Here is a 22324-nt window from a genome sequence, read left to right on the forward strand (position 1 = left end):
ATGACAGATTTTGAAATTGCCCCTAGTTCCGATAGCTACCTGTATCGGGGGGTATTTTGCATTTATGTCATAGGTAGTTTTTAAAATTTGGCATTTACAGAAAGAAAATGACATCAAAGCGGGCTGCAGACCTCTCTCCCGTACTGTTGTCGGGATCGAGGTGACAAGGCAAGGTTCTTTCTAGTCTTCAATGCTATTTGCAGTTCTTAACCATCAATTTCAAAATCTGTCAATGGTAGTTTTTAACATTTTGAAAATGTTCAGAATAGGTAAATGACATCAGGTTACCGTAATTTGGCCTCGGCAAGCTCTGCCACCGGGGTTATGGTGTCGGGAGGGGGAGAGTGAAAAGCGGCGCAGCCGCTTTCACTCTCCCCCTTATAGAACCGGATTTCCGTTCCCCGAGCTTGCCGAGGGGCAATTTCCAAATCTGTCATTGGTAGTTCCTAATCTTTTGAAAAAAATTCAGAAAAGAAATGACATCAAAGTGGGTTTCAGACCTCTCCTGACGTACCAATGACATAAAATCATTCTTCATGTAAATTAAGGATTTTCTCTTCAATTTCTTGTGGGACAATATCCATGTTCAGTTCCACTGCTAGCCTTTGTATCAATTTCATTTTCTGTTTTTGCATGATTTCCTCGTAATATTTTATACCGAACTCTACAAAATCAGATCCTTTTACCATTAACCTCCAATATTGCTCTGCAAGTTTTCTTGCCATGGCCTTGATGGCTACCCTCGGACCTTTTCTTCCACATAGTCTTCTGCCGAATGCCCCGAGTGCAATTTTCTTGCTGTTCAATAGCCCTTGGGCAATTACCCTGAATATCTGGCCGGCTTTCGGTCTGCCTTTGGACTTGTTCTTTTTCTTTCTACCCGATTGGTGCTGGCCAGGGGATAGCCCCAACCAGCTGGTAAAGTGTTTTTCGGTCTTCCATCTGGAAAGATCCGGACCCGTTTCGGTCAACACTTGAAACCATGTATAATCGGTGAACCCGGACAGCTTGGTGGCATCCTTGCCACCGAATATTTTCAGAAGGTATTTTCCCAAATCCGAAACATCGGGTTTATTATGCCTGATCTGTTTTCGCTTCATACCTTTTGGGAACTCGTACAGGTCCATGTTTTGCTTATTGAATGTATCCTGGATCTTCTTATCACAGTCTGATATCTGGGCTTTGTAAAACCTGTATGCCTCATAGGCCTGTTTAAGTGCAAACAGTCCTGCTTCGGTATAAAACCCTTCAAGAGCTTTTACTATTTTCTCACCCTTTTTCTTTATCAGACTGTGATGGCACAGGGAAAGTAGTTTCTGGGGGTCCCTTTCTCCTTGGAGGATGGCTTCTATCATCACCGTTCCGCTGGCACCGTGCACCTGGCTGAGAACCTCGGGAAGCCTGATATTCATTTCAATAAGTGCTTTCTGCATATGGTTTATATGCATGGACATACTCCGGATATGGTCCTCTCTGAGCCTTTGGTAAGAGCGGAGCTCTTTCATCAGACCTTCAGCTACAAAGCACCTGTTCAACAGTCCATGGGCGTGGAGTTGGTTGATCCACTGACAGTCTTTCACATCGGTTTTCCTGCCTGGGACCTGTTTGGTCTGGCGTCCGTCAACAAGCCAGACATCAAGTCCTGCCTCTGTAAGGATATCATAGAGAATAACCCAATAGCTGCCGGTCGCTTCCATGGCAACAGAAGTGACACCTGCTTCTATTAGATAAACTGCGGCTTTCCTGAAGTCTGAAGTAAAGGTTTCAAAACTCGCGACTTCTTTTCCTTCGATGTCGACATAGATGCTCCTGGAGCCTATATCGATACCAGCTGTGTTTTGATGGATCTTTTTCATAAAACTACCTGATAAAGAAATATTGGCCTTAAGCCTGTTTGAAGAACTGTAAAAGGCAGGCTACCATTCGGACAAGCATATTGCTGTACCACTATTTCGTTCTCAATCAAACAGGACCACACTCGAGGACAGGCACGGGGCACTATACAATGGGACGGCCATACTGCTCAAGGTTACTCTAATTTACTACCATGTCATTCCTTTTTCGTATGTTTCTGAAAAAATGTTGTAAACTCGAGGTGACAAGGCAAAGTTCTTTATAGTCTTGAATGCATTTTACAGTTCAAAGGTATAAATCTCCAAAATTGTCATTGGTACTCAGAGCCAGCTTTATTTCTTGTCTCTTGTCTCTAACCTCTCGCCTCTAACCTCTCGCTTCTAACATCTCGCTTCTCGCTTCTAAAATCTCGCTTCTAACATCTCGCCTCTCGCCTCTCCCCTAAAAAGGTGCCCTAAAATTAAAATAGAAAGCGCTTTCATTGGAATTGTTCAGGGAATATTCAAACCGGAAGACCATGTCGTAAAGCGTGACCAGGTCCAACCCAAGGCCATATCCGAAAAGATACTGATTGGTCAGTCGGAGATTTTCAGGGAGTTTGTTGCGGTCATTGACAAATCCATGGTCAAAATTGGCACTAAAATAGAGTTTGATCGGAAAATAGGAGAACTCCTCCAATGGCACATAATTGCCTATATCATAGCCCACATCGATCAGTTTCAATCTCAGGCTGTTTTTATGGACCACGATCTGTTGACCTTCCACCACATTCAATTCATATCCGCGGATGAAATTGGGGTTGTAACCGATACCTCTTACCAAGGTATAGGGCTGACTATTTCCCAAAAATGAGTTTAAGGAAAGCCCGGTGGCAAAATGAAAATATTGGTTGAATTTTAGGTATTTATTGGCATTTAGACTTAATTCTATGTCCTGGAAGTTACGGTTTCCGAACATCCCATAACTGGTTATGCCAATATTAAGCAGTTCACCTTGAGTGGCATATAGCACATTGTCCCTTTTGTCATGCCTAAAGGTATAGCCCAAGACAAAATAGTCCAAATAGGTTTGGTCTATCGGGAAATAGTTGGGATTTTGGATAAAGACATCAGGATGGATTTCAGTATTGTTATAGCCCATGGTCACAAAATGAAAATTGTAATAACTTCCCCTGTAAGTATAGCGCAAAAAGGAGGAGAGGTTTCTTCTGAGTACATCCTCATTTTCATTGGTATAGAAGATCTGTCTGTTATTGAGGGATTTTACGGGAATGGTTTTTTGGGTAAAATAAGTGAACTGAAAACTTACACCATGCCTTTGCCCTTTATCGATATAAGGCTTGCTGTATAACAATTCAAAGGATCTTGTGAAACCCAATTGCCCGCCTACACGGAGTTTTTCATTCCTTCCCCCTACATTATTATGCATCAGCCTGGCACCGTAATTTACCCTGGACAAATCCCTGTTTTGGTTGGTCCACCATTCTGCAAGATTTCTGTCAGCAAGATTGAAAATGATATTTGGAATAATGTACCAACGTTCCGTGACGGTAACCAATAAATCTATCGTTTCATTATCTGTAAATAGTGGGGTGATTTCGACATTGTTGAATAACTGCAGATTGTATATTTTTTTCTGGTCTGCCTCTACCATTGTCAAAAAGTCTTCCCAATCATAGGTCAGTCCTGTTTGAAGGTCAATTTCTCTCAGAATGATGTTTTTTCTTGTTTTTTCATTCCCGACAATAAAAATATTATTGATGATCACCCTCTCCGGTACATCCAATTGCGTACTGTCCAGGGGAGTATCGACAGTTTGGGCAAAGGCAATGGGAAGCTGTAATATACCTAAGCATATTAAAATCCATGAAAACCTATATATCTTAAATTGTCTCAATTGACTTTTGATATTAGATAAAAATGGAACTTAAGCAGATGAAAATGTTTTATTTCAGAAATATTATCCGTGAAAACCATCGTTCGTAAAATTGCCATTCTCCCTGTTTTATTTTATCAATATTTGATATCACCGCTATTTCCTTCATCATGCCGGTATAGCCCAACTTGTAGTCAATATACGAAAGAGGCCATCTTAAAGCATGGGATTTTTAAAGGTGGCTGGTTGGGGATCAAAAGGATTGCAAGTTGCAATCCTTGGGGGGGACATGGTCATGACCCTGTCCCTTAATGTTTTTCCGTTTTAAACCCTTTTTTTAGCGCAAGTACCATCAGGACCAAACCACCGATGACCAAAGGAATACTCAGTGATTGTCCCATATTAAGACTCAATCCTTCTTCAAACTCCACTTGATTTTCCTTGAGAAATTCCCAGATAAAGCGCATTCCAAATACCGAAACAAGGAAAAATCCCAAAAGCAAACCATCCGGTATATTTGATTTATGTCGGTTCCAAATCGCATAAAGGATTATAAATATGATCAAATAGGAAAGCGCCTCATAAATCTGGGTCGGGTGCCGGGCCACGCCATAGGTATAAACCGTAGCCAGATAATGGTCTCCCTGTTCAGATAAATCCATTTTCAAAGGAGATTCCGGATCCTCGGACAGGTATTTTTGGGAGCTTTTGAATCTTGTCAACACGTATTTTACGTCTGTTTCCAAAGCAGTTCTCAAATCACTTTCACTGAATCCCCCTTTTTCGATTTTTATGGAAAAGTTTACGGGCACAATTCCATTCCCGCTAAGTTCGGAGTTTCTGTCTTCCGGTTTGTAAGCATCGACGGATAATACAGGTATCCTTAATGTTTCCAATATTTCTTCTGCATCCCGTGCAAACACGAAGCCGCTGTCCGTTCCGGTAGGTTTACCCCCGATCTCGGAGTTCATTAAATTGCCTACACGGATCATTGCCCCGGTCATGGCCACCACAATCACAATCCTGTCTACCACCCAAAGATAGGTTTGGGTAGGGATTTTTCTGGCATACAGATACAGGGCAAATAATATGGCTATGGCCGCCCCGTGACTTGCGAGGCCACCTTCCCAGACTTTCAGGATATCAATAGGATTGCTCAGGTATTTTTCCGGTTCGTAAAACAGCACATGTCCCAACCGGGCACCGATGATGGTAGCTAAAACCATATAAATGGTCAGTTTATCTACCAGTTTTTCATCTTGTCCTTCCTTTTTGTAGATATAGATCATGATTTGTTGGGATATGATAAAGCCCAGTGCGAAGAGCAAACTGTACCATCTCAATCTCTCAAAACCTGAAAATACTGCTGGATGAGGGCTCCAGACTACATAAGTCAATATACTTTCAATTGTCATCATTTTATATTTAACTGAGCAAGGTTGTGAAATTAGCCTTTGTTTAGTAGGTATCCAATTCCTTTAATTCTTCTTGATAGCCCCCGGATAAAATAGGGAATCTGCACCAGGTCTTTGGATCGATATTGAATTCATCCAAATGGAAGGAAGGAGCGAATCTTTCTCTTTTCCATTGATTCCTTGACCAAAGGGTAAAGAATTTCCTGATATATGATTTTAATAAGTTTTTATCAATATCCAATTCCTCTCGCAGAATCAGAAATATATCTACGGGAGATCTTCTGTCCCGGATGGCCAAACGCTCGATTTCTACAATAACGGCATATGGCATCAGGTCACTTTCATCTGTCTGTTGATTTTCGGATGGCCTTAACTCAGCAGTCGGTTGGAGACTGTTCACTTTTTTAAGGCCTTTATAACCCAGGGTGTTTTCAGCCCATCTGAGCCACTGTAATACAAAGAACTTGTCCACAGCAGCAATAGGTGAAATACTGCCGCTCGTGTCACCATCCATGGTCGTATAGCCCACATCTCCCTCACTTCTGTTTGAAGTACTCAGAAGCAGTGCGTTGTTGAGATTGGCCAGCATCCAAATGATAGGGGAGCGGGTTCTTGCCTGAATGTTCTGCAGAGCGATATCGTCATTTTTCCAGGTCAGTTTTCTCCCTATGGCTTTTTCGATTTTTTCTGTATAGGATTTCACTTCATCAGCTATTTCCCAATGGAGAAATACTGCACCTATACTTTCCGCCAAAAATTTAGCGCTCTGGAAAGTGGCAAATGATGAGTTTTCTGAAGCCTGATAGGCGGTGGTAAGTAGCTGACCGACTATTTCTTTGATGGGGTTGTTTGTCTGCGGAATATAGGTTAATCCTAATTTTTTTAAGAAAACAGTTGTTCCCAATTCCTCAACTCCTCTTCTTACCATTTCAGCAACCAAAATTGCAATGGTGGAAGAATCCGCACCCCCGCTCAGTGAAAGTACAAAACCCTTGCTTTTGCTTTTTCTCAAATAATCAAACAAGGCCAAAGAAGATGCCTTTACAAATTCTTCGTTTTTGTCATGGATGGAGGTGATTTCAGGATATGCACTGAGGTCTTTTTCCAGATCAAAGGTTTTCAGCTGATAATCTTCGAAGGAGAGCAATTCATTTTTCAATAAGATTCGGCCCTTGCCTGCTACAATGATTTCTCCGTCAAAAATCATTCTGCCGGATTCATTTCCCAAAAGATTGGCATAAACGTAAGTGGCATTCAGTTCGACAGAACTTTCTTTGACCAAATCTTCTCTCAAAATGCTTTTGCCCATGGCAAAATGGCTGGCACTTGGATTGAAAATCACCTCTACACTGCGGTCCCTAAGTCTGTATCCGGGACGGTCTTTTCCCCGCCAAGCATCTTCACATATTTCAAAACCATATTTGAAATTGTTTTTTTCGAATATCATATCCCCCAAAGGAACCGTACTTCCAAAAAAATCAAAATCAATTACTTTACCTTGTTCCCAAGGGGTAAACCACCTGAATTCATAATGAACGCCATCTATAGCCATGTACTGTTTGGCTACAAATCCCTTCAGTTCAGTATTTTCAATGACGGCCATACAATTGTAAACCTTGTCATCTATCCTGACAGGAACTCCCACTGCCACTGTCATGGCTTTGCAATAAGGGCGGAGTTCATCCAGTTTTTTTAAGGCTTTGTTAGGATACCAATAACTCAAAAATAAATCCTCGCTGCCATATCCGGTGATGGATAATTCGGGAAAACAAAGTAATTCCACTTTTTGGTTTTCAGCAGAAATAATGGACTGAACTATATGGTCAAAATTACCTTCCCAGTCCAAAGGGGTTTGGTTGACCGTAGCGCACGCTATTTTCAATGTTGACATTCTTAGGTTCCAAAATATAAAACTCCAACTTCAAAGATACTGTTCTAAATGGCTATATGGAGAATTTCACAGGCATTTTTGGCAGCTTCTTGTTCTGCTTTCTTTTTAGTGGCCCCTTTTCCGGTTGCTACGATTTCTTTGTTGACAATCAGTTCCACTTCAAATTCTTTGAATCTTTGATTGCCACTGACAGAAACTGTTTTGAAATCAACTTCAACATTTTCTTTTTGTGACCATTCTATCACTTTACTTTTGAAATTTGAAGTGGTCTTGATGATATTATCCAAGTCGAAATGGATAATGAGTCTTTTTAAAATAAATTTTCTGCAAAAATGATAACCCCTGTCCAAATAAACGGCACCGACCAAGGCTTCCAGGGCATCGCCATAGATGGATTTGTGGGAAACCAGATTTTTGCCCTTATATTCTTCGGCAATTATTTTTGAAAGCCCGACTTTGATGGCAATTTGATTCAAAGCTTCCCGGTTTACCATCCGGCTTCTGATTTCGGTCAGGAAACCTTCATCCCTGTAGGGGAATTTTATAAATAGAAATTCTGCGACAACAGCTCCCAAAATTGCATCGCCCAAATATTCAAGTCGTTCATTGGAGATTTTCATTCCGTTGATCGATTCTTCGGCTGCTGAAGCATGCTTGATGGCAAGTTTGTACAGGGATAAATTAAAAGGCTTGCTGCCTACCAAGTGTTTGATGGAGGCAGCAAGCCTTTTTTCATATTTTGAATAAAATAAAGATCTAATCCGGAGTAGTCTTGACAGTTTCAAATTACTCACTGATTTTTTTGAAAATGACGGAACAATTATGTCCTCCAAATCCAAAAGTATTGCTTAAAGCAGCCCTTACTTCTCTTTTCTGAGCTTTATTGAAAGTGAGGTTCAATCTTTTATCAAAATCCTCATCATCCGTAAAGTGGTTTATAGTAGGAGGGATGAGGTTGTTTTTGACAGCAAGGATAGAAGCTATTGCTTCAACAGCGCCTGCGGCACCCAACAAATGACCCGTCATTGATTTGGTACTGCTGATGTTGAGGTTATAGGCATGTTCTCCAAAAACCTTCTGTATTGCTTTCACTTCACTGACATCCCCCAAAGGTGTGGAAGTACCATGTACATTGACATAGTCAATATCTTCAGGCTTCAATCCTGCATCCTCCAGTGTTTGAATCATCACATTGCTTGCACCTTCACCATCAGGATGTGGGGCGGTAATATGATACGCATCTGCAGTCATTCCACCACCCACCAATTCCGCATATATTTTTGCTCCCCGGGCTTTCGCATGTTCGTATTCTTCCAGAATAAGAATTCCGGCACCTTCCCCCAAAACAAAACCATCTCGGTCCTTGTCAAAAGGTCTGGAGGCAGTTTCAGGAGAATCATTTCTTTGGGACAGGGCCTTGAGGGCATTGAATCCTCCGATTCCTGCTTCCACTACGGCAGCTTCCGAACCGCCACTGACAAATATGTCAGCCTTTCCCAGACGAATATAATTGAAGGCGTCTATGATAGCATTGGTAGCAGAAGCACACGCTGAAACGGTTACAAAGTTTGGTCCTTTAAAACCGTATTTTATCGAAATGAATCCCGCACCGATATCTGCTATCATTTTAGGAATAAAAAAAGGATTATACCTTGGAGTTCCATCGCCCAAAGCAAATCCACTAACTTCATCCTGAAATGATTTTAGGCCGCCAATTCCGGCGCCCAAGATGACACCCACTCTTAAAAGATTCACTTTTTCCAGATCCAATCCTGAGTCCTGTATGGCCTCATCAGCAGCAATCATCGCATACTGTGCAAAGGGATCCATTTTTCTTGCCTCTTTTCTTTCAATGAATTGGTCTAAATCCAATCCTTTGACTTCACAGGCAAATTGTGTCTTAAAGAGAGAAGCATCGAATTTAGTAATAGGCGCAGCACCACTTACTCCGTTTGAAAGACCCTTCCAAAATTCAGGAACGGTATTTCCAATCGGAGTAAGAGCGCCTAAACCTGTTACTACAACTCTTCTTAAATTCATAAATGAATTATAAGTTATTTATTACTTTACGTTGGCTTCCAGATAGCTGATAGCCTGACCAACTGTACCGATTTGCTCGGCCTGATCATCCGGTATAGAAATGTTGAATTCTTTTTCAAATTCCATAATGAGCTCTACTGTATCCAGAGAGTCTGCACCAAGATCGTTTGTGAAGCTAGCTTCAGGAGTAACTTCAGATTCTTCAACGCCAAGTTTATCAACGATAATGGCTTTTACTTTTTGTGCAATTTCAGACATTTTTTGATCAGTTTAATTTAAAACACTTCGCAAAGAAATATATTTAAAACCTGAATGCCAAAAAAATGTATCACCTAAATTCAAGATAATGCATTAGGCCATGAAAGTTGGAAGATAATTTTTACATTTGTTGGAACAAATTCTTCCTTAAATGAAGAAAATAAAGCTATTTATTGAACATCACTACGATTTTGAACTTTTGGGAATCGTAGCACCGATTAAGGAATATAAAATGGCTTGGGTGGTCAATTATTCATTAAATTCCAAGTTGGTCAAATCCGATGATTTTGAACTTGAATTGCTGAACCAACCTCCTTTGGTCATCTCCAATTTTGTCGAAGAAAAAGAATATGGTTTTGTTCAGTTATTGAAAAACAAATCAAATTCAGAGGGGGAAAATTCACTCTATCTGATACCGGAACTCAGAATGATGGATTATTTCCTATTAGTTCAGGACCAAACCCACGAAATAGATTTAAATGAGTATATTGAAAAACTTTCCGAAAATTCTTTTGTGCAAAATGTTGTCAAACTGAATATTTCCAAACTAAAATCTAAAGATAATCTTCTTACCTATTAATTCTTATTTAAAAATGAGTATTGCTCTTTACAACAAAACAAAAATTCTAGCAACAATCGGCCCGGCTTCCAACAACCTTGAGACTTTAAATAGCCTTGCCAAAGCTGGCGCGAATGTATTCAGGTTGAATTTTTCACACGGAGACCATAAAGTTCATGCTGAGGTGATCAAGATGATCCGATCCATCAATGAAACCACCCTTAACAAAATAGGGATTTTGCAGGATCTTCAAGGGCCTAAGATCAGGGTAGGGGAAATGGAAAACGGCGGTGTCGAGATCTTACCGGGTCAAAAAATAACCATTACAAATGATCCTGTCATCGGTAATGCCGAATTGGTAAGTACAGTGTACCAAAATCTACCAAATGATGTCAAATCAGGCGATAGAATCCTTATTGATGATGGTAACATAGAGTTGGCAGTGAATAATACTGATGGAAAGAATGTAAGATGTGTAGTCATTCATGGTGGAATCCTTAAGTCCAGAAAAGGAATCAATCTCCCCAATACCAGGGTATCTGCACCTTCTCTTACCGAAAAAGATATTGAAGATCTTGAATTTGGGCTTAAAAATGATGTGGATTGGATAGCCTTATCTTTTGTAAGGACTGCTGATGATATCATTGATCTTAGGGAAAGAATCACCAAAGCAGGCAAGAAATGTAAAATTGTAGCCAAAATCGAAAAACCTGAGGCCCTTGAAAATATAGATTCAATTATAGAGGCCACCGATGCGATTATGGTTGCAAGGGGAGATTTGGGCGTGGAAGTGCCCATGGAAAAAGTACCGCTTTGGCAAAAGAAAATGGTGTCCAAATGTAAGCTTGCCTGTAAGCCTGTCATCATTGCCACACAGATGCTTGAAAGTATGACCACACATCCCAGACCAACAAGGGCTGAGACCAATGATGTGGCCACGGCGGTTCTCGATGGGGCGGATGCGGTAATGCTATCGGCTGAAACTGCTTCCGGCCAATTTCCGATCAATTCTGTAAAAGCAATGAGCAGCATCATCAATTATATTGAGAATAATCAGGATGTGTTCCATAATCTTTACAAAATACCGGAAGATGATCCGAATTTCCTCAGCAAAAACCTTACTTTGATGGCTGCCCGATTGTCCAGAAACGTCAAGGCAAAAGCCTTGGTCGGAATCACCACCTCAGGTATGACCGCACTTAGATTGGCCTCCTATCGACCTTTGGCAAACCTTTTGGTCTTTACTACAAACAAACAGTTAATTACCCAATTGAGCTTGGTATGGGGAGTAAGAGCCTATTATTATGAAAGCAATACTTCTACAGATGCCACTTTCATGGATATCCAAAATCACCTCAAAGACGAAGGATATGTCAAAAAAGGTGATATTATCATCAACACCGCAAGTATGCCACTTAAAGCCAAGGGGAAAACAAATATGTTGAAAATACATATTGTGGAGTAGGATTTAGTCTATAGTGCTTGGAGTAGGGAGTTGGAGGGTTAGACGCAAGACATAAGACATAAGACGCAAGAAGCAAGAAACAAGACGCAAAGCTTGTCCCGAAGTATTTTGGGGACATGAGATGGCTTAAGTCTATTGTGTTTGGAGTAGAGAGTGAGGGGTTGTCCTTTGGTAAGGTTGAATTCTTTGCTGAATAGCTTTGAGATATAAATTGAAATTGATTTACAAGTAATTAAAAGCCTTCAATATGGAGGCTTTTTTTTTGTCTCTAAAAATTTCATTTTTTGAAAGGACAGAAAAGTACTTGCCTCCCCGATACTCGGGGTAGGCTTTGACTCTGGGATTTCACTGAGCTTCGGACTTCCAACTTCCAAGCCCCGACATCAACTCTTTCTCCCAGGTTTTCCAAGATCTTACCGGATTTTTTACTACAGTTCATGATGCTTTACTGTCAGTTCATAGTAGAAATGCAACAGTTCAGCAACAGAGTACTAATCACTTTTTCGAATTAGATGTTTATACATCAAACTAAACAACATAACTATGAAAAATTTCTTAAAGTATCTTTTGACAGGATCATTGCTTTTTGCAATCTATTCCTGTAATGAGGATGAGCCCATGCCGCAAATTGCTCCCTCATTGACTCAAGCTGCTAATTCAGCAGGACTGACTACACTTCTCGCAGCTGTAGAAGCCATCCCAGGATTGGGAACTGCATTGACCAGTGCTCCTGCGATAACTGTTTTTGCTCCGACCAATCAAGCATTCGCAGATGCATTGACAGCTTTTGGTGCAACGGACTTACCTGATTTGGTAGCCAAGTTAGGTGGTGCTCAGAATTTGGAAACTGTTTTGGGATTCCATGTTGTTCCAGCAGTTGCATTCTCAGGCGATTTGGCAGCTACTAACACTTTTACCACATTGTCAGGCCAGAGTCTTACTGTAAATGCCTCAGGAGGTAATGTTACCGTAGTTGATGCAGCTGGAAATACTGCCAATGTCGTCACACCAAATGTTGAAATCCAAAATGGTGTTGTTCACGTGATCAATAGAGTTTTATTGCCGGAAATTGATTTGCCAAAACCTAACTTGGTTGAAGCCGCTACAGATGCAGGTCTTACTACACTTTTGTCAGCAGTTACTGCTGTGGATGGTTTGCCGGAAGCTTTGTTGGGTGCTGAAGCCATCACTGTATTTGCCCCTAGAAATGAAGCATTTGCAGCTGCTTTGGAAGCTTTTAACGTAGATAATCTGGATCAATTGGTGATTAAGATCGGTGGTATAGAAAATCTTGAAACTGTTCTTGGATTCCACGTAGTACCAGCTGTAGCATTTTCCACAGATTTAGCTGCAACCAATTCATTCCCAACATTGGGTGGTCAGAATTTGACTGTCACTAAAAATGGGAATACAGTAACTGTAACGGATGCCAATGGAGTTGCCGCTACAGTAGTAGCTGCTGATGTAGCCATTGAAAATGGTGTTGTCCACGTGATTGATAAGGTTTTGTTACCTGAGTTGACTTTACCAACAGTAGTTGAGGCAGCCACTGCTGCAGAATTGACTGTCTTGTTGGATGCAGTAACTGCAGCTAATTTGGGCGGGGCTTTATTGGAAGCGGAAGCAATTACTGTATTTGCTCCAACCAATGCAGCGTTTGCAGCTTTACTTGCAGCACAGGAAGTCACTTCCTTAGGAGCACTCATTACAAAAATAGGCGCTGCTAACGTCAGCAAAGTATTGAGATTCCATGTTGTGCCAGCCACTGCATTTTCTTTTGATCTGGCAGAAGGTCCTCAATCAGTACCTACACTTGCCGGTGAGAATTTGACTGTGACCAGGACAGGGAATAATGTAACGGTTACGGATATTGCAGGTACAACATACAATGTAACGATAGCTAACGTAGCCATTAAAAATGGGGTAGTCCATGTAATCGATGGAGTAGTTCTACCCACGTTAGAGTAAGCATTAACTACCCTGATTATATATACAAAAGGGGAATTTATTCCCCTTTTGTTTTTAAGCATTGATTTCTGGAATTTAAATTCATGAAGTCCTTATATTTCAGGTATTTATGTTACAATTTTGGGAAATGAAAAACAGTTTGGGAGGAAAATGAAGGATTTGATTTGCAAAGGTCATTTGATTTCAATGTATAAAGAAAAGGAAAATGTTCAGTCATAAGTATAAATTCATTTTTCCGGGATTATTGGGGCTATACTCCTTCTTGAATATTATCATTTTGGAAGGGGACAGGTTATTCCAGGCCGATTTGCCCAGTGATTCCTTGTTTTATATTATTTTTATCCTTTCCTACCTGGTATGGTTTTCAAATTGGGGGATTGAAAAATTCATCCTAGGTAAATTCAAAAAAATTCACCCATTAATAATACAGTTTCTGGTTAGTAGTATAGCTGTATTACTTGTCAGCTTGTTGTCGGTCTATCTAACAGCTTTTTTCCTTGGAGAGCCTTTCACGTATTCATTGCCAAATTTTTTATTGACCAGCGGCTTCACTTCAAGGATAAATCTGTTTTTGAATTGTATCAATGCGATTTATTTTTTCAACCAAAAATTCAGGGAAAAAGCCCTGGAAGCAGAAAAGTTACATTCCCTGAACGTGGAGGCGAAATTGGAATCTTTACATGCCCAAATGAATCCACACTTTTTTTTCAATAACCTGAGTGCGTTATCTGTTTTGATTCATGAAGATGTAAAGTTGGCTGACGCTTATCTGCAAAAACTCTCAAATATTTACCGGTATGTTTTAAACAATAAAGATCAGGAGCTTGTAGTGCTTTCGGATGAAATTGATTTTTTAAACAATTATATAGGTTTGTTATCCATAAGATTTCAGGATGCTCTGATTTTTAAAATAGATATCAATAAGCGAAGTTTAAATTATTTCATTCCACCTGCGGTGTTGCAATTATTGGTTGAAAATGTGGTCAAACACAATTATTTCACCAGTTCAGAACCTATTGAGGTCATTATTGAATCTGATGAAGATTTCATCTCGATAAGGAATAAAAAACAGTTGAAGGACTCGGTTGAGTTTTCAAGTGGAATAGGTCTCCAAAACATATCTGACCGTTATAAGTTCTTAGGTAAAGAAATATTGTTAACGGATGATATGGACATTTTTATGGTTCAGCTTCCTTTAATCAGATCCTATGAAAGTTATAATAGTAGAGGACGAGCCCTTAGCGCTGCAAAGAATTAAGAGCATTATTCATGAAAATAAATCCGGTTGGGAGATAGTTTCGACTGCGCAGAGCATCAAAGAACTTTTGGCGATTTTCGACAAAGGGTTGAATTTTGATTTGATGATCTGTGATATTCATTTGGCCGACGGATTGAGTTTTAAAGCTTTTAAGGGAAGGAAAATAGATTTCCCAATAATTTTTATTACTGCCTATGACCAATATGCGCTGCAGTCATTTGACCATAACTGCATTGATTACGTGCTCAAACCCATTCAAGAGGAAAGATTGTTAAAGGCTTTTGAAAAGTTGGAAAACCTGGTGTCCAATGATTTACCCACCGGGTTTAATGAGGAAATCATAGAGGAACTGCTCAGTAAATATGCCAGTAAGAATTATAAAAAACGTTTTTTAACCAAAATCGGGAACAAAATACGGTTTGTTCCTGTAGAAGATGTTGCTTATTTTTATGCAGAAGGGGGAGTGACTTATCTGGTAGAGACCGGTTCACCAAAAAAATATATTGTGGATATTAGTCTGAGCGACTTGGAAAGCAATTTGCTGGATCCAATGAAATTTTATAGAATCAATAGATCCATGATTATTCATTTGGATAGTTTGGTAGAAATGAAACCTTATCTCAATGGCCGACTGATGCTTTATATGAGTTCTCCTTGTGAAAGCGACATAGTTGTAGCCCGCGAACGTGTTAATGAATTTAAAAACTGGATCAATCAATAAGTTATGAAAATCTTTTTGGTATTGTTTTTTATCACATGCTGTGCCTTTGGAAATCTTCACGCACAGGTTCAGGACAAACCCAATCTCGATTCTTTGGTCAATGCTGTCGTCAAACTGGAGAAAGAAATGTATCAGGTAAATCTCAATCTTTATCAGTCCAAGCGACAGTTGAAGACCGGTATTTTTGTAGCTACTTTAGGATATACAGTTACAATTATCGGAGGTCAGCTGCTGGGAACCAATCCCGAATTAGGTGAAGCGCTTTTGTATACAGGAGGGGCTATCGGTATTGCCGGAACAGTTGTATTGGTGAAGGGATTCAATAAAATCAGCTTGGGTCCTCCCCAAAAACCGAGACATTACTGATGTCATTGTTTGGGACCTGTTGGTGACACCATCAAAACGTTTTCTTTGTCCACCATGACTGCCCCTGCGGGTGAGCCTTTTACTTTCCTGACATATTTTACGGGAGTATATATGACAGGGGAAAGTCTATCGTTTTTGTTTTTTGAGTAATAAACCGCCAACTCTGCGGCCCGTTCCAGAACTGACTTGGGAAAATTGATTCCTGACCTGTGTTTGATAATGACATGTGATCCTGATACATCCTTTGCATGAAGCCAAATATCTTCTTTCCAAGCAAAATGCCTCAACAGTTCATCATTGGCTTTTGCTGATTTACCCACCAAAATTTCAAACCCCTCCACCTCAAACCGTTTAAATGGAACATGATCTTCCTGTTCTTTTCCTTTTGGAATCAGGTTGTTTGATTTAATGAAACCCCTAAGACTTTTGAAATCCGAGAACCCACTAAGTTCTTCCAACCATGAATTTGTCTGCTGCAACAGTTGCTCTTTGTCTTCCAGGTTTATATAAAGTTGTTCAATCTCCTTTTTCCTGTTTTTTCCCTTTCTATAGAGATTTTCAGCATATTTCTGTGGGCTTTGGTCTCTTTTGAGTTTGAACATTTCCTGCTTTCCACTATAAAAATTCAACAATTCGATTTCTTCCTGTCCGGGTTTGATGAGGTGGAGATTGGCCATAATCACATCGGCCATTTGGGAAGGGGATATATCATTTTCAATGGCTTCCAGCTTTTGGCTGGTCTTGAGTATATATGCCAGAGTTCTTTTTTTCTGGTCTTCAAGATGTTTTATCCAATGGCTTTTTTCTTTTTCAAAGGATTGAACGACTACCCGGTATCTAAAAAGTTCATTGCAGGCCTCAATAGGATCTGAGGTTTGGAATAGCACGTCATTTTCAGGCATAAGACTCAGCACATATTCATTTCCCTGATGAATGATGGAATACAAGGGACTTTCCAACATGTCGATCAATTCCTCCATGAGAACCCATTTTTGGTCGATAGGGGCATCTATGTATCCTTTGCTTTTTAGCCATTCTCTAGGGATTTTACCCAGGGTTGGAAGGAATTTTGAAGCGTTGCCTTCCAAGGATACAAAAGTTGAAAAATCCAGTGAAAGATCTTTTGACAGGTTTTCAATAATGATTTCTTTGTCGTCCCTGAGTTCATTTCTGAATAATCTGATAGGAAATGAAGACCTGTCCAAATAGTAAAGAATATTGCTCCTTGTTCCATGGAGTTTGAACAAAAGTGTGCTTCCATTATCCAATCCTACAACAAAAGCCCTTTCGAATTTTATTTCTTTAATAGAGCTTATTTTCTTACCAATGAGTTCATGGAATAAAGAAACCGTGTTTTTCTTACTTCTTTTGAAACTATCTGTAAATGAGAGGCAGGAAACTGAGGGCAATAAATTGGCTCTGATATTGATTTCATTATCGGGATTCCCACAGCGGATGACCAGTTCATCCTTGTTTTGGGAGAAGCATTCCAATATTTCCAATCCTGTAAATTTCTCCTCCAATTCGGGGCAGAGGAATTTTAAGAAATGAAAATTGAAATGCATGGCTAAAGGTTGATTTTTAATCCGTCATAGGCCAGACGGATATGAGGGGGAAGTGTTTTTTCACCTCGTTTTGTGTGCCAAGTTTGTGACTGATATGCGTGAAGAAAGCCTGTTCAGGATTGATTAAATTTACCATATCCACAGCTTCTTTCAAGGTAAAATGGGATAAGTGATGGGTTTGTTGGAGCGCATTCAATACAAGAACCTTGGTGCCTTTGATCTTTTCCAATTCTACCTTGTCAATGTACTTGGCATCTGTAATGTAGGTAAAATCCCCAAATCTAAATCCAAAAACAGGAAGTCTGTAATGCATCACCAAAATAGGAATCACCGCGATTCCTTCGGCTTCAAATGGGGCATTAGTAATCTCATGGGTGATGACACGAGGTACTCCCGGATACTTGACTTCTTCAAAAATATATGAAAATTCACGTTTGATCTGATTCAGGACTTTATGGGTCCCGTATATGGGCATATCTTTATCTTGGAGAAAATTATAGGACCTGATATCATCCAATCCGGCAGTATGATCTTTATGCTCGTGGGTAAATAAGATACAATCAAGGATTTTTATATTTTCCCGCAACATCTGTTGTCTGAAATCGGGGCCTGTATCAATGACCAAACTTTTTCCCTGAATCTCAATATGGATAGAACTTCTCAACCTTTTGTCCCTGTAATCAAGCGAACTGCATACCGGACATGCACAGCCAATTACCGGTACTCCCTGTGAGGTCCCTGTTCCTAAAAATGTTACTTTCAAAGTTTCAATTCGGTTTGTTGTAGTTCTGATATCAGATCCTGTATTTTTTTATCTGAAAAATCGTTGACGTTAAATCCAATCTTCTTGATAATATCAATCAGGGTATTGATTTTGCCGTCAAGGGTGTAATATTTATTGATGATCACTATTTTGTTTTCCTTCAGAATACAATAACCTGATTTGAAATTTCCTTTTTCGTATCTCAGGATATATTCAGAAGAGGCAAAAAGATTTTCCAGCTTGTCCAGAAAGTTTTTAGTGTACCTTACTGTCATACTGAAGGGGTTAAATTTATGAGAGATGTTTTCTTACTGTCGCCAGTAAATGATCATAATCAAGCGGCTTTTGGATAAAATCATCCAATCCTGCTTTTTTAAAATCATCCAAAGTGTAATTCTTGTAATTTCCGGTAATGGCTACTATAGGTATACCAGATTTGGTTTTGTCTTCCATAGCTCTAATTGCCTTAGTGCATTCTATCCCATCCATTATTGGCATATTGATATCCATAAGAATAAGATCAAAATCTTCTGTTGTAAGTTTTTCCAGTACTTGTTTACCGTTTTTTACTGCAGTGATGTCATATTTTTCAAACATTAAAACATTCTTGGTAAGGTTGATTATCACTGAACTGTCTTCAGCTACCAGAACTTTTTTGTTTTCGGTCATGGATTTAGCAATTGAGAGGATTGGATTTTCGAACTAAATAAATCTATTAAAGAGCTCAAATATAAATATTCTTCTGTGGTATTCTCAAAATTGTGGCTTTTTATGTTTTTTTCAAACTTTTGGGAGAATTTATATATATTCATTGCGCCTAGGGTTCCTGAATTTCCTTTGATGATATGAAGTTTTTCCCCTATTTGCTCATATTGTTTTTTGTTTATCAAAGATTCTATTTCAGAAAGTATTTGGTATGATTCTTCTATAAATTCCTGATATACAGACTTAATATTCGTTGCACTGTTGAATTTAAGTAACTGTCTCACGATATTTTCATCCAATGAAGAATCAGTACCAACAGTCTGATTATTTTTCTCAAATTTTTCAGGACTTTTTAAGTGCTTGTCCAGTGTTTCCAACAATATCTTGGGTTTTATCGGCTTTGAAATAAAATCAACAAATCCTGCTGCTAAAAAATAATCCCTGTCACTTTCATTTGCAAAGGCAGAAACTGCAATCACAGGAGAGGTTGTCAGGTTTTCATTTCTGATGATTTTCAAAGTATTTATTCCATCAAGAACTGGCATCTGAATATCCATTAGAATGAGATCATATTCCTTTTCCTGAATTTTTCCCAAAGCTTTTTTGCCATTTTCCGCGGTTTCAAAATCGCATAACTGTCCAATAATGTGCTCCAAAACCTTTCGGTTAAGCGGATTATCTTCAACTATCAGTACCTTTTTGTTTATCATCTCAATTTATTGGTAATTTTGAAAATATCACGCTTTTCTAAAATTGATTTTGAAATCGAAAAATAAACATTTATTGGTAATTGCAGGCCCTACAGCTGTAGGAAAAACAGATGCCTGTCTCAAAATTGCCAAAAAGTTTCAAACTGAAATTATTTCTTCCGATAGTAGACAGTTTTATAGGGAACCACTGATCGGAACAGCCAAACCTTCAAGCGAGGATTTAGCTGCCGTTCCGCATCATTTCATCAATACACTTTCAATTCATGATGATTATGATGTGAAAAAGTTTGAAAAGGACACCTTGAAATTGTTGAGTGAACTTTTTAAAAAGCATAATTTGGTCTTGATGACGGGAGGATCCGGATTGTATATAGATGCCGTTTGTTACGGATTTGATGATATTCCTGATATCGACCCTGCAATCAGAAAGGAATTGAACAGCAACTTTGATAAAATGGGAATTGGCTTTCTAAGGAAAGAACTTGAAAAATATGATCCCGATTATTTTGATATCGTGGACACTGATAATCCCCAAAGGTTGATTCGTGCTCTGGAAGTATATAGGGGGACAGGAAAACCGTTCAGTTCTTTTAGAAAAAAGAAAGTAAATATCCGTGATTTCAATATCATCAAAATCGGTCTGGAGAGAGAAAGAGAAGAATTATATCAGCGGATTGACCAAAGGATGGATTTGATGATAAGTCAGGGACTTTTCGAAGAGGCAGAAAGATTTTTCCCTTTTCGGGATTTAAATGCCCTTCAAACAGTGGGATACACGGAGATATTCGGTTACCTGAAAGGGGAATATGACAAAGAAGAGGCCATGAGATTATTGAAACGGAATTCCAGAAGGTATGCCAAACGGCAGATGACCTGGTTCAAAAAATATCCTGATATACAATGGTTTCACCCTTCAGATATTCAGGGGATATTACAATTTGTAGAAAACCAATTGAAGGAATCTGAATAATTTCAAGAAAAAAAATCATTAAATCGGCTTATGCCCCATTAAACTGGCAACAAAACTATAGGGTTTTTGTCGGATAAGTTTATTGTACTGGGCTATGGTCAGTTTTAAAGATTGGTAAGGAGTTTTGGTTAAACTTTCAAATTCTTTTAGACTTTCAGATGCAATAGCTGCTTTGGTTTTTTTGTATTCAGTTTCAATAATTTTCAGCGTTTCCTTATTCAATTCAGGAGCTGTTTTGGTTTTGTTTCCAAACTTTTCCAATCCATTCAGTAAGAAATCCTGAAATTGAAGCATTGATTTTTTCTTGGATTGGATTGAAGTATGGACTACCATGATAAACAAAACCACCACGGCAGCAAGAATTAGAATTAGAGGAATATATCCCATTTTTTTAAATACTTAAAATTTCAATTAGTTTGAGATGATCTTGGTGAATAGCCTTGGTTTTGCTGATACAATCATCAAAGGGAGTGTAAACAACATTGCCGCTCATTACACCTGCCATACAGTTGGATTCCCCTGCCATCAGACCTTCCACAGCGGCCATTCCACATCTTGATGCCAAAACCCTATCCCGGGCAGTAGGGTTTCCTCCTCGTTGGATATGTCCTAAGGTAGTTACTTTAAACTCTTTGAATTCGTCCTGTATTTTGGATTTGACTGTATTCATAATTTGGTCGGCACTGCCCTCATCGTCCCCCTCAGCTACTACGATGATGCTGGAAGATTTTGATTTACGTAGATTTTTCAGCGATTTGACCACTTTTTTGATATCAGTCCTGGTCTCAGGTACCATTACAAATTCCGCACCTCCTCCAATGCCACATTCCACGGCTATATAGCCACTGTCTCTTCCCATGACTTCAACAAAGAAGATTCTGTCATGCGCTGCTGCGGTATCCCTGATTTTATCAATTGCCTCAAGGGCAGTATTCACAGCGGTATCAAAACCGATGGTAAAATCAGTTCCATAAATGTCATTATCGATTGTTCCGGGACAGCCTATAACCGGTATGCCGAATTCCTCAAAGAAAATTTTGGCACCTGTGAATGTACCATCCCCGCCAATCACCACCAATCCTTCAATTTCCAATTGCTTCAGTTGTTGATAAGCTTTGAGACGGCCTTCTTTTGTCCTGAATTCTTCACTTCTTGCCGATTTGAGAATTGTCCCGCCTCGTTGTATAATATTGCTGACTGAATGGGAATGCATTCTTTTGATGCTGCCTTTGATCATGCCGTCATAACCATAGCTGATGCCAAAAATTTCCAGATCCTTAAAAATTGCTGTCCTTACCACAGCCCGTATACATGCATTCATTCCGGGAGCATCACCTCCTGAAGTCAAAACTGCTATTTTTTTCATGTTTAATAGGTCTTTCAGAGCCTAAAATTACTCATAAATTGGAAGGTTTTCTGTAGCTAAAGAAAAATCTTTTATTTGTGGGGCAGGAATTTCGATTAGATGATACTCGAAAACCCTTGTAATCAATGTTCTTTTAGTCGAAATAAACAGGATAATAAGATAGGCTAGCCGTGCAGTACATCGGCTAGCCTTTGGTCCTGACTTAGGTAGCTTTATCGCCAAGTAGCACCACTTCATCAATCTGTACTTCTGTGATATACTTCTTCTGACCATCTTTGTCATTGTAGGAGCGATTGATCAGTTTTCCGCCTACCGCAATCTCAGAACCTTTATCCGTATATTTTTCAATGACCTCAGCCGGCTGACCCCAAGCCACCACATTGTGCCAAGTGGTCTCTTCGACTTTTTCTCCTTTGTTGTTTTTGAAGATTTCTTTGGTGGCCAGACTAAAAGAAGCCTTTGTCTTTCCACTTTCAAAATGTTTTACATCTGCTTTGGCACCCAATCTCCCGATAAGTTGTACCTGATTTCTCATTCTGTTCATGATAATTTTGGTTTTGGATTTTGTAAAAATT

22 protein-coding genes and 1 pseudogene are annotated in these 22324 nt (G+C 39.4%); 8 read left to right on the forward strand and 15 right to left on the reverse strand.

What is annotated here, in order from left to right; all coding sequences use genetic code 11:
• Positions 1 to 527: 527 nt before the first annotated feature.
• Together B9A52_RS13700 and B9A52_RS13705 are read right to left on the reverse strand one after the other, a co-directional pair.
• Complete coding sequence (locus tag B9A52_RS13700; RefSeq protein WP_084119221.1) at positions 528 to 1856, reverse strand: IS110 family RNA-guided transposase; 1329 nt, start codon at positions 1854 to 1856, stop codon at positions 528 to 530.
• A gap of 439 nt (positions 1857 to 2295) precedes the next feature.
• Positions 2296 to 3750: a POTRA domain-containing protein gene (locus tag B9A52_RS13705; protein WP_231955228.1), complete on the reverse strand. Its 1455-nt coding sequence runs from the start codon at positions 3748 to 3750 to the stop codon at positions 2296 to 2298.
• A gap of 69 nt (positions 3751 to 3819) precedes the next feature.
• Here B9A52_RS13705 and yidD point away from each other — a divergent pair, with 69 nt between their 5' ends.
• Positions 3820 to 4041 (forward strand): membrane protein insertion efficiency factor YidD, encoded by a 222-nt coding sequence (yidD, locus tag B9A52_RS13710; RefSeq protein WP_084120998.1) that lies wholly within the window; start codon positions 3820 to 3822, stop codon positions 4039 to 4041.
• Here yidD and B9A52_RS13715 read toward each other — a convergent pair.
• The 5 genes from B9A52_RS13715 to B9A52_RS13735 are packed head-to-tail and all read right to left on the reverse strand — an operon-like array spanning position 4038 to position 9333.
• Positions 4038 to 5147 (reverse strand): prolipoprotein diacylglyceryl transferase, encoded by a 1110-nt coding sequence (locus tag B9A52_RS13715; RefSeq protein ID WP_084120999.1) that lies wholly within the window; start codon positions 5145 to 5147, stop codon positions 4038 to 4040. The genes yidD and B9A52_RS13715 overlap by 4 nt on opposite strands.
• A gap of 40 nt (positions 5148 to 5187) precedes the next feature.
• Complete coding sequence (gene nadE / locus B9A52_RS13720) at positions 5188 to 7035, reverse strand: NAD(+) synthase (protein ID WP_084121000.1); 1848 nt, start codon at positions 7033 to 7035, stop codon at positions 5188 to 5190.
• A gap of 44 nt (positions 7036 to 7079) precedes the next feature.
• Positions 7080 to 7820 carry a ribonuclease III gene (gene rnc, locus B9A52_RS13725; RefSeq protein ID WP_084123519.1) on the reverse strand — a complete coding sequence of 247 codons (741 nt, stop codon included), beginning with the start codon at positions 7818 to 7820 and terminating at the stop codon, positions 7080 to 7082.
• Between the two features lies 1 nt (position 7821).
• On the reverse strand, positions 7822 to 9075 hold the full coding sequence (fabF, locus tag B9A52_RS13730) for a beta-ketoacyl-ACP synthase II (RefSeq protein ID WP_084121001.1): 1254 nt from the start codon (positions 9073 to 9075) through the stop codon (positions 7822 to 7824).
• A 21-nt stretch (positions 9076 to 9096) separates the two neighbouring features.
• Entirely contained in the window at positions 9097 to 9333 is a 237-nt protein-coding gene (locus B9A52_RS13735) for an acyl carrier protein (protein ID WP_008629501.1), read from the reverse strand.
• Positions 9334 to 9484: 151 nt separating this feature from the next.
• On the opposite strand from B9A52_RS13735, the gene B9A52_RS13740 reads away from it, so the two are divergent.
• From B9A52_RS13740 to B9A52_RS13765, 6 genes are all read left to right on the forward strand, one after another.
• Entirely contained in the window at positions 9485 to 9913 is a 429-nt protein-coding gene (locus B9A52_RS13740; protein WP_084121002.1) for an IPExxxVDY family protein, read from the forward strand.
• A gap of 13 nt (positions 9914 to 9926) precedes the next feature.
• Entirely contained in the window at positions 9927 to 11357 is a 1431-nt protein-coding gene (pyk, locus tag B9A52_RS13745; protein ID WP_084121003.1) for a pyruvate kinase, read from the forward strand.
• 543 nt (positions 11358 to 11900) lie between these two features.
• Positions 11901 to 13325 carry a fasciclin domain-containing protein gene (locus B9A52_RS13750; protein WP_084121004.1) on the forward strand — a complete coding sequence of 475 codons (1425 nt, stop codon included), beginning with the start codon at positions 11901 to 11903 and terminating at the stop codon, positions 13323 to 13325.
• A gap of 205 nt (positions 13326 to 13530) precedes the next feature.
• A complete protein-coding gene (locus B9A52_RS13755; protein WP_084121005.1) occupies positions 13531 to 14583 on the forward strand; it encodes a sensor histidine kinase in 1053 nt (350 codons plus the stop codon).
• A complete protein-coding gene (locus tag B9A52_RS13760; protein ID WP_084121006.1) occupies positions 14534 to 15304 on the forward strand; it encodes a LytR/AlgR family response regulator transcription factor in 771 nt (256 codons plus the stop codon). Before B9A52_RS13755 ends, B9A52_RS13760 begins: the two co-directional genes overlap by 50 nt.
• 3 nt (positions 15305 to 15307) lie before the next feature.
• Positions 15308 to 15670 (forward strand): hypothetical protein, encoded by a 363-nt coding sequence (locus B9A52_RS13765; protein WP_084121007.1) that lies wholly within the window; start codon positions 15308 to 15310, stop codon positions 15668 to 15670.
• Between the two features lie 2 nt (positions 15671 to 15672).
• Here the strand turns inward: B9A52_RS13765 and B9A52_RS13770 are convergent, their stop codons facing one another.
• The 5 genes and pseudogenes from B9A52_RS13770 to B9A52_RS13790 all read right to left on the reverse strand — a co-directional run bounded on the left by B9A52_RS13770 (position 15673) and on the right by B9A52_RS13790 (position 19413).
• Positions 15673 to 17235 (reverse strand): NFACT RNA binding domain-containing protein, encoded by a 1563-nt coding sequence (locus tag B9A52_RS13770; protein WP_084121008.1) that lies wholly within the window; start codon positions 17233 to 17235, stop codon positions 15673 to 15675.
• Positions 17236 to 17237: 2 nt separating this feature from the next.
• Positions 17238 to 17998, reverse strand: a pseudogene (locus tag B9A52_RS13775) (MBL fold metallo-hydrolase).
• A complete protein-coding gene (locus B9A52_RS13780; protein WP_084121009.1) occupies positions 17995 to 18273 on the reverse strand; it encodes a hypothetical protein in 279 nt (92 codons plus the stop codon). Before B9A52_RS13780 ends, B9A52_RS13775 begins: the two are co-directional and overlap by 4 nt.
• Positions 18274 to 18289: 16 nt before the next feature.
• Entirely contained in the window at positions 18290 to 18667 is a 378-nt protein-coding gene (locus tag B9A52_RS13785) for a response regulator (RefSeq protein WP_084121010.1), read from the reverse strand.
• Positions 18664 to 19413 carry an Hpt domain-containing response regulator gene (locus tag B9A52_RS13790; protein WP_084121011.1) on the reverse strand — a complete coding sequence of 250 codons (750 nt, stop codon included), beginning with the start codon at positions 19411 to 19413 and terminating at the stop codon, positions 18664 to 18666. Before B9A52_RS13790 ends, B9A52_RS13785 begins: the two co-directional genes overlap by 4 nt.
• Positions 19414 to 19462: 49 nt before the next feature.
• Here B9A52_RS13790 and miaA point away from each other — a divergent pair, with 49 nt between their 5' ends.
• Entirely contained in the window at positions 19463 to 20383 is a 921-nt protein-coding gene (miaA, locus tag B9A52_RS13795) for a tRNA (adenosine(37)-N6)-dimethylallyltransferase MiaA (RefSeq protein WP_157370159.1), read from the forward strand.
• 18 nt (positions 20384 to 20401) lie between these two features.
• Here miaA and B9A52_RS13800 read toward each other — a convergent pair whose 3' ends face one another.
• The 3 genes from B9A52_RS13800 to B9A52_RS13810 form a co-directional block, all read right to left on the reverse strand.
• On the reverse strand, positions 20402 to 20770 hold the full coding sequence (locus B9A52_RS13800) for a hypothetical protein (RefSeq protein WP_084121012.1): 369 nt from the start codon (positions 20768 to 20770) through the stop codon (positions 20402 to 20404).
• A 4-nt stretch (positions 20771 to 20774) separates the two neighbouring features.
• Complete coding sequence (gene pfkA, locus B9A52_RS13805) at positions 20775 to 21749, reverse strand: 6-phosphofructokinase (protein WP_084121013.1); 975 nt, start codon at positions 21747 to 21749, stop codon at positions 20775 to 20777.
• A 202-nt stretch (positions 21750 to 21951) separates the two neighbouring features.
• The gene (locus B9A52_RS13810) at positions 21952 to 22293 is read right to left on the reverse strand and encodes a single-stranded DNA-binding protein (protein WP_084121014.1); all 342 of its coding nucleotides are present in this window, start codon (positions 22291 to 22293) and stop codon (positions 21952 to 21954) included.
• Between the last annotated feature and the right edge of the window lie 31 nt (positions 22294 to 22324).

It is taken from the genome of Aquiflexum balticum DSM 16537 (assembly GCF_900176595.1).
GTDB classification, from domain to species: domain Bacteria; phylum Bacteroidota; class Bacteroidia; order Cytophagales; family Cyclobacteriaceae; genus Aquiflexum; species Aquiflexum balticum.

Bases quoted from the DNA above. Each gene is read 5' to 3' on its own strand.
- B9A52_RS13700 (WP_084119221.1), bottom strand. From the start codon at position 1,856: ATGAAAAAGATCCATCAAAACACAGCTGGTATCGATATAGGCTCCAGG.
- B9A52_RS13715 (WP_084120999.1), bottom strand. From the start codon at position 5,147: ATGATGACAATTGAAAGTATATTGACTTATGTAGTCTGGAGCCCTCAT.
- nadE (WP_084121000.1), bottom strand. From the start codon at position 7,035: ATGTCAACATTGAAAATAGCGTGCGCTACGGTCAACCAAACCCCTTTG.
- fabF (WP_084121001.1), bottom strand. From the start codon at position 9,075: ATGAATTTAAGAAGAGTTGTAGTAACAGGTTTAGGCGCTCTTACTCCG.
- B9A52_RS13735 (WP_008629501.1), bottom strand. From the start codon at position 9,333: ATGTCTGAAATTGCACAAAAAGTAAAAGCCATTATCGTTGATAAACTT.
- B9A52_RS13740 (WP_084121002.1), top strand. From the start codon at position 9,485: ATGAAGAAAATAAAGCTATTTATTGAACATCACTACGATTTTGAACTT.
- pyk (WP_084121003.1), top strand. From the start codon at position 9,927: ATGAGTATTGCTCTTTACAACAAAACAAAAATTCTAGCAACAATCGGC.
- B9A52_RS13750 (WP_084121004.1), top strand. From the start codon at position 11,901: ATGAAAAATTTCTTAAAGTATCTTTTGACAGGATCATTGCTTTTTGCA.
- B9A52_RS13755 (WP_084121005.1), top strand. From the start codon at position 13,531: ATGTTCAGTCATAAGTATAAATTCATTTTTCCGGGATTATTGGGGCTA.
- B9A52_RS13760 (WP_084121006.1), top strand. From the start codon at position 14,534: ATGAAAGTTATAATAGTAGAGGACGAGCCCTTAGCGCTGCAAAGAATT.
- B9A52_RS13765 (WP_084121007.1), top strand. From the start codon at position 15,308: ATGAAAATCTTTTTGGTATTGTTTTTTATCACATGCTGTGCCTTTGGA.
- B9A52_RS13770 (WP_084121008.1), bottom strand. From the start codon at position 17,235: ATGCATTTCAATTTTCATTTCTTAAAATTCCTCTGCCCCGAATTGGAG.
- B9A52_RS13780 (WP_084121009.1), bottom strand. From the start codon at position 18,273: ATGACAGTAAGGTACACTAAAAACTTTCTGGACAAGCTGGAAAATCTT.
- B9A52_RS13785 (WP_084121010.1), bottom strand. From the start codon at position 18,667: ATGACCGAAAACAAAAAAGTTCTGGTAGCTGAAGACAGTTCAGTGATA.
- B9A52_RS13790 (WP_084121011.1), bottom strand. From the start codon at position 19,413: ATGATAAACAAAAAGGTACTGATAGTTGAAGATAATCCGCTTAACCGA.
- B9A52_RS13800 (WP_084121012.1), bottom strand. From the start codon at position 20,770: ATGGGATATATTCCTCTAATTCTAATTCTTGCTGCCGTGGTGGTTTTG.
- pfkA (WP_084121013.1), bottom strand. From the start codon at position 21,749: ATGAAAAAAATAGCAGTTTTGACTTCAGGAGGTGATGCTCCCGGAATG.
- B9A52_RS13810 (WP_084121014.1), bottom strand. From the start codon at position 22,293: ATGAACAGAATGAGAAATCAGGTACAACTTATCGGGAGATTGGGTGCC.